This window comes from Terriglobales bacterium (genome assembly GCA_035624475.1).
Taxonomy (GTDB): domain Bacteria; phylum Acidobacteriota; class Terriglobia; order Terriglobales; family Acidobacteriaceae; genus DASPRL01.
Genome location: DASPRL010000056.1, coordinates 1 through 5,282, shown reverse-complemented (window position 1 = coordinate 5,282; position 5,282 = coordinate 1). Strand labels below are relative to the sequence as shown.

Below are 5,282 nucleotides of genomic sequence, written 5' to 3'. Positions count from 1 at the left end.
ACCTTCACCATCGCCATGACCATGCCCATCGCCGTGCTCATGGGCATCTACCTGCGTCGGCTGCGGCCCGGCAAAGTGCTGGAGACCTCGGTGCTGGGTTTCGTGCTGGTGCTGGCGGCGGTGTGGGGCGGCGGACTGGTGGCGCGCTCGGCCACGCTCGGCGCCTGGTTCACCCTGAGCGCCGCCACGCTGGCGGTGCTCATCATCCTTTATGGCTTCCTGGCCTCGGCCCTGCCGGTGTGGCTGCTGCTGGCGCCGCGCGACTATCTCAGCACCTTCGTCAAGCTGGGGACCATTGGGATCCTGGCGGTGGGCATCGTGGCGGCGCGCCCGCAGTTGCACATGCCCGCGCTCACCCGTTTCGTGGACGGCAGCGGGCCGGTCTTCGCAGGCACCATCTTTCCTTTCGCCTTCATCACCATCGCCTGCGGGGCGGTGAGCGGCTTCCATTCGCTGATCTCCAGCGGCACCACCCCCAAGCTGGTCACGCGCGAGAGCGAGACCCGGATGATCGGCTACGGCGCCATGGCCTGCGAGTCGCTGGTGGCCGTCATGGCCATGATCGCCGCCTGCGTGGTCACTCCCGGGACGTATTTCGCCATCAACAGTCCGGCGGGCATCGTGGGACAGGCGCCGGCGGCCGCCACCTCCACCATCAGCGCCTGGGGATTCCCCATCACCGCCGACGAGATGGACAGCCTGGCCCGGGCGGTGGGCGAGAAGTCGCTCTACAACCGCACCGGCGGCGCCCCCGCCTTCGCCGTGGGCATGGCGCATATCTTCTCCCGCAGCCTGGGCGGCGAATTGATGGGCATGTGGTACCACTTCGCCATCATGTTCGAAGCGCTCTTCATTCTGACCATCCTGGACGCGGGCACGCGCGTGGGGCGCTTCATGCTGCAAGACGGCTTGGGTCACCTGTGGAAGCCGCTGGGCCGCACCAGTTGGTATCCCAGCATCCTGATCACCAGCGCGCTGGTGGTGGGGGTGTGGGGCTACTTCCTCTGGCAGGGGGTGAAAGACCCGCTGGGCGGGATCAACTCGCTGTGGCCGCTGTTCGGCATCGCCAACCAGTTGCTGGCGGCGGTGGCCCTGTGCGTGGCCACCACCATCGTGATCAAGAGCAAGCGGGCGCGCTACGCCTGGGTGACCATGCTTCCTCTGGCCTGGCTGGTTCTGGTGACCTTCACCGCCTCCTGGCAGAAGATGTTTCATCCCAATCCCCGCATCGGCTTTCTGGCGCACGCCAACCTGCTGGCGGCGGAGGCACCCTCCACCGCGGCGCGCGCCCACGAGGTGGCGCGGCTGATCTTCAACGACCGGCTCGACGCGGCCATGACCGGGGTGCTGCTGGCGCTGGTAGCGCTGATCGTGCTGGAGTCGGCGCTGGAGTGGGTGCGGGTGCTGAGCGGGCGCAAAGCCGCGACCATCAAGGAGACGCCCTTCGTGCCCACGCGCCTGCTTCCCGAGGAGGCTGGATGAAGCGCTTCTTCCAACTGCTGCTGGCCGCGCTGCGCGAGGTCTTCGACGAGAGCGCCTACCAGCGCTTCCTGGCGCGGGAGGGCGCGACGGCTTCGCGGGCGTCCTATGCCGATTTCCTGCGTGAGCAGGAGGTCCGCAAGGCCCGCCGGCCTCGCTGCTGCTGAACAAGCCATGTCACCGGCCCTGGGTGGCTAGCTGGGACGCCAACGGTGTTCTACAATCGCCGGTCTAAAGCGGCTCTGTCGAGGTGCACCGATGCGTCGCGCGTTGGCGCTGTTTGGCCTGATCTTGGGGCTTGGGATATGTATTGAGGCGCAGGCCCCAGCCGCCTCTTCCGCTTCTGACCCCTATGCCGGTTCGGTGAAGGGCAGGGTATATTCCAACAGCTTTTTCGGGTTTTCCTGCGAGATTCCCAAAGGCCTGCAATCCGAGGCTGAGTTGATGGAGAAGCTGCGCAAGGACGCTTCGGTCAAGAACAAGTCATCTCTCGATACGATCGAAGCTGAGCACAAGAGGCGAGGAATCCTCCTGCAGGCGACCCACGTGGAAGGCATGGACAGGGTCACCGATGCGATCCCCTGGACTGCGCCGAACGCCGAACCAATCATGATCATCCCCAGGTTCGGCGCGTCGTTCGTCATCGCGGCCTTTCCCATACCCGACTCGAGGAGCGGTGCCGGAGCGATGGAAATGGCAGAAGACCGGGCCGCGCAGGTCCGCGCCAACAATCCCGGGGTGGTGGTCAGCGCGCCGGGGCGGGTGATGCTCAACGGACAGGAGTTCGCGCGCTTCGATCAGAGCGAGTCTTCCCCTGGTGGCAAGCCGAAACCCAGCTGGTTTGCCTCGGACTTCTTGACCGTGCGCAACGGCTACACGCTGGAGTTCCTCTTTTCCGCCGATAGTGAGAAAGAACTCCTTCGCGTCATGAAAGCGATCCAGACTGTGCACTTCTAGGCTCCCTAGAGCTCGGTGCCATCACGACATCAGCTCTGGCCTTCCAACCCTGGGCCGAGCGCCATCCTGATGTAAACTTGCCTCCATGCGGGTGATGGGCATCGACTGCGGCGGCGAGATCACCGGCTATGGCATCGTGGAGCAGCGCGAAGGGCACAAGCTGCGGCACGTCTGCTCCGGAGCCATCCGCATGTCGGCGCGCGAACCCCTGGCGGAGCGCCTGACCAAGGTCTTCCGGGAGTTAGGCGAGGTGATCGCCCAGCATCAGCCCGAGGTGGTCGCCATCGAGGACGTGTTCTACTCTGCCAACGTGAAGTCGGCGCTCAAGCTGGGGCAGGTGCGCGGGGTGGCCATGCTGGCTGCCTCCTGGCACGGCCTGCGCGTGGCCGAATACGCGCCCCTGGCCATCAAGAGCGCGGTCACCGGCTACGGCAAGGCGGAGAAGCACCAGGTGGCCAGCATGGTAGCGCTGCTGCTGGAGCTGGCGGAAGCGCCCCAGCCCCCCGACGTGGCCGACGCCCTGGCCATCGCCATCTGTCACCTGCACACCGCCTCCACCATCGACCGGCAGCGGGCGCCGGCGGGGACTCGCTGAGCCATGCGGACGCCACCGCTCTCTCTGGCCCTGGGCTTGCCCCTGCTGCTGGCGGCGATGACGCTGCTCTCCGTCGCTCAGCAGCCGCCTCGAGCCGCGTCCGCCGTTGCGCCGGTCGTCACCTTCACCCTGGACTTTCCCCAGGCACGGCCGCAGCACGCCGTGGTCGCCGTCGATGCCTCCGGACGGGCCCAGTACCACTCCACCGGCCCGCTCTTTGCCGATGCCTCTGAGGCTGAGCCCTACCGCGCCGCCTTCACCCTGAGCGTCGCTGCCCGCGAGCGCATCTTCGCCCTGGCCGCCGAGCTGGACGACTTCCAGGGCGACTTCGATTACAAGAAACACCGCATCGCCTTCACCGGGCAGAAGACCCTGGAGTATGCCGACGGGAACAGGAAGTTCTCCACCTCCTACAACTGGTCGGAGAACCCCTCGGTACGGGAGCTGACTCAGATCTTCCAGAGCATCATCAATACCCAAGAATCGGCGCGACGGCTGCTCTTCTTGCGCCGCTACGACCACCTGGGCCTGGAGGCGGAGCTGGAGGGGATGGAGGAGATGGCCAAGTCCAACAGTCTGGGCGAGTTGCAGAGCATCGCTCCGCTGCTGCGGCAGCTCGCCGACGACCCCGCGGTGATGCACGTGGCGCGCCAGCGGGCCGAGCGCCTCTGGGCCCGCACCCAGCCCGTCGCCGGTACCCCGGCCGTCCCCAGTCCGACCGCAAGCCCGCAGAAATAAAGGCCCCCGGCCTAAGGTACAACTCTACAATGGTGGCAGGACATCCTAAGGAGTAGGTGTTTCAGGAGATGGTTATGAGCAACCGGAGAGTGGGCCACGCTCTTCTGTTCCTGGCCGCGGCAGTGGGTATCCTGCTGGCGGCGGTTCCCGCCGCTCGCGCCGACTCCGAGGTCCGCATCGTGCGGCTCAGCTACGTCACCGGCGACGTGCAGATGGATCGCGGCACCGGCCAGGGCTTTGAGCGCGCGGTGATGAACATGCCGGTCACCAGCGGCAGCCGCATCTGGACCGGCGACGACGGCTACGCCGAGGTGGAGTTCGAGGACGGCAGCACCGGTCGCCTGGCTCCCGACACCGAGGTCAACGTTCAGGAGCTCAGCCTGCGCGGCGACGGCGGCCGCGTCAGCATGCTCGAACTGCAGCAGGGGATCGCCTACTTCGACGTCCGCGCCAGCGAGGCCGACCAATTCCGCGTCACCATCCGTGGGTACGACCTGCAGGTGCCTTCCCGGGCGCACTTCCGCGTGATCGCCGACCAGAACATGGCCCGGGTCGCGGTCTTCGATGGCACGGTGGTGGTGCCTTCGGGCGAGGGGCGCATCGAGGTGGCCAAGAACCAGACGCTGAACCTGGATCTTGCCAACCCCCAGTACGAGGTGATCGGCAGCGTCTCCCAGGAGCCCTACGACCAGTGGGACAGCGATCGCGCCGAGTATCGCGCCAACTACCAGGCTCCGGCCGCCGACAGCGGCGCCTACTCCGCCCAGTACTCCGCCGACTATGCTGCCGACTACAGCTACGGGCTCTCGGATATGAATTATTACGGCAGCTACAGCTACGTCAGCGGCTGGGGCTGGATGTGGCAGCCGTACTTCGTCGGGGCGGGATGGAACCCGTGGATGGACGGCGCCTGGGTGTGGTACCCGGGCCTGGGATACGTCTGGGTCTCGGCCTATCCCTGGGGCTGGATGCCGTATCGCTACGGCGACTGGTTCTTCATCAGCGGGCACGGCTGGTGCTGGCGCCCGGGACGGCGTTGGAGCCACTGGGATCCGGTGACCCCGGTCCACAATCCTCCCCCGAACTTCCATCCCCCGCATGTGCCGGTGTCGGGCGGTCCGCATGTGGTGCCGGTGGGACATGGTCCAAGTACGTTGTATCCCGATCCCAATGGTGGCGACTGGCATGGTCCGCGGCGGCCGGTGGACCCTGGAGCGCCGGGAATTCCGGTGCGAGTCTCGCTGAAGACGCCCGAGCACCCCGTGCCTCCCGATCTGCGGCGCCCGCTCGGGTCCGGCGAGGAAGGAAGCGTGCCGGCCTCCGGGCCCGTGCACCAGGCTCCTCCCACGGCGACTCCGACGGTGGGAGCCGGCGGGAGTTTCAAGGGCGGACAACCCATTCCTCCCGCACCCATCCCGCCGCGCTCGGCGCCGGATGAACATGTCGCGGTGCCCTCGGGCGGCACGCCGCCGGCAAGTGTGGGAAGTGGGACGGGCTCTTACAAGCCTGTCCC

6 protein-coding genes are annotated in these 5,282 nt (G+C 66.8%); all 6 read left to right on the top strand.

Going from position 1 to position 5,282, the window contains the following annotated elements:
* The coding region (locus tag VEG08_02665; GenBank protein ID HXZ26882.1) for a carbon starvation CstA family protein at positions 1-1,482 on the top strand (1,482 nt) is incomplete at its 5' end.
* On the top strand, positions 1,479-1,646 hold the full coding sequence (locus VEG08_02660; protein ID HXZ26881.1) for a hypothetical protein: 168 nt from the start codon (positions 1,479-1,481) through the stop codon (positions 1,644-1,646). The genes VEG08_02665 and VEG08_02660, both read left to right, overlap by 4 nt.
* A gap of 91 nt (positions 1,647-1,737) precedes the next feature.
* Positions 1,738-2,436, top strand: a complete 699-nt coding sequence (locus tag VEG08_02655) for a hypothetical protein (protein ID HXZ26880.1) — start codon at positions 1,738-1,740, stop codon at positions 2,434-2,436.
* An 85-nt stretch (positions 2,437-2,521) separates the two neighbouring features.
* Positions 2,522-3,031: a crossover junction endodeoxyribonuclease RuvC gene (gene ruvC, locus VEG08_02650; GenBank protein HXZ26879.1), complete on the top strand. Its 510-nt coding sequence runs from the start codon at positions 2,522-2,524 to the stop codon at positions 3,029-3,031.
* A gap of 3 nt (positions 3,032-3,034) precedes the next feature.
* The gene (locus VEG08_02645) at positions 3,035-3,769 is read left to right on the top strand and encodes a hypothetical protein (protein HXZ26878.1); all 735 of its coding nucleotides are present in this window, start codon (positions 3,035-3,037) and stop codon (positions 3,767-3,769) included.
* Between the two features lie 74 nt (positions 3,770-3,843).
* Positions 3,844-5,282 (top strand): FecR family protein (locus VEG08_02640; protein ID HXZ26877.1); only part of this gene is annotated, 1,439 nt, incomplete at its 3' end.

Excerpts from the sequence above, each read along its gene's own strand:
- VEG08_02660 (HXZ26881.1), top strand. The coding sequence starts at position 1,479 with ATGAAGCGCTTCTTCCAACTGCTGCTGGCCGCGCTGCGCGAGGTCTTC.
- VEG08_02655 (HXZ26880.1), top strand. The coding sequence starts at position 1,738 with ATGCGTCGCGCGTTGGCGCTGTTTGGCCTGATCTTGGGGCTTGGGATA.
- ruvC (HXZ26879.1), top strand. The coding sequence starts at position 2,522 with ATGCGGGTGATGGGCATCGACTGCGGCGGCGAGATCACCGGCTATGGC.
- VEG08_02645 (HXZ26878.1), top strand. The coding sequence starts at position 3,035 with ATGCGGACGCCACCGCTCTCTCTGGCCCTGGGCTTGCCCCTGCTGCTG.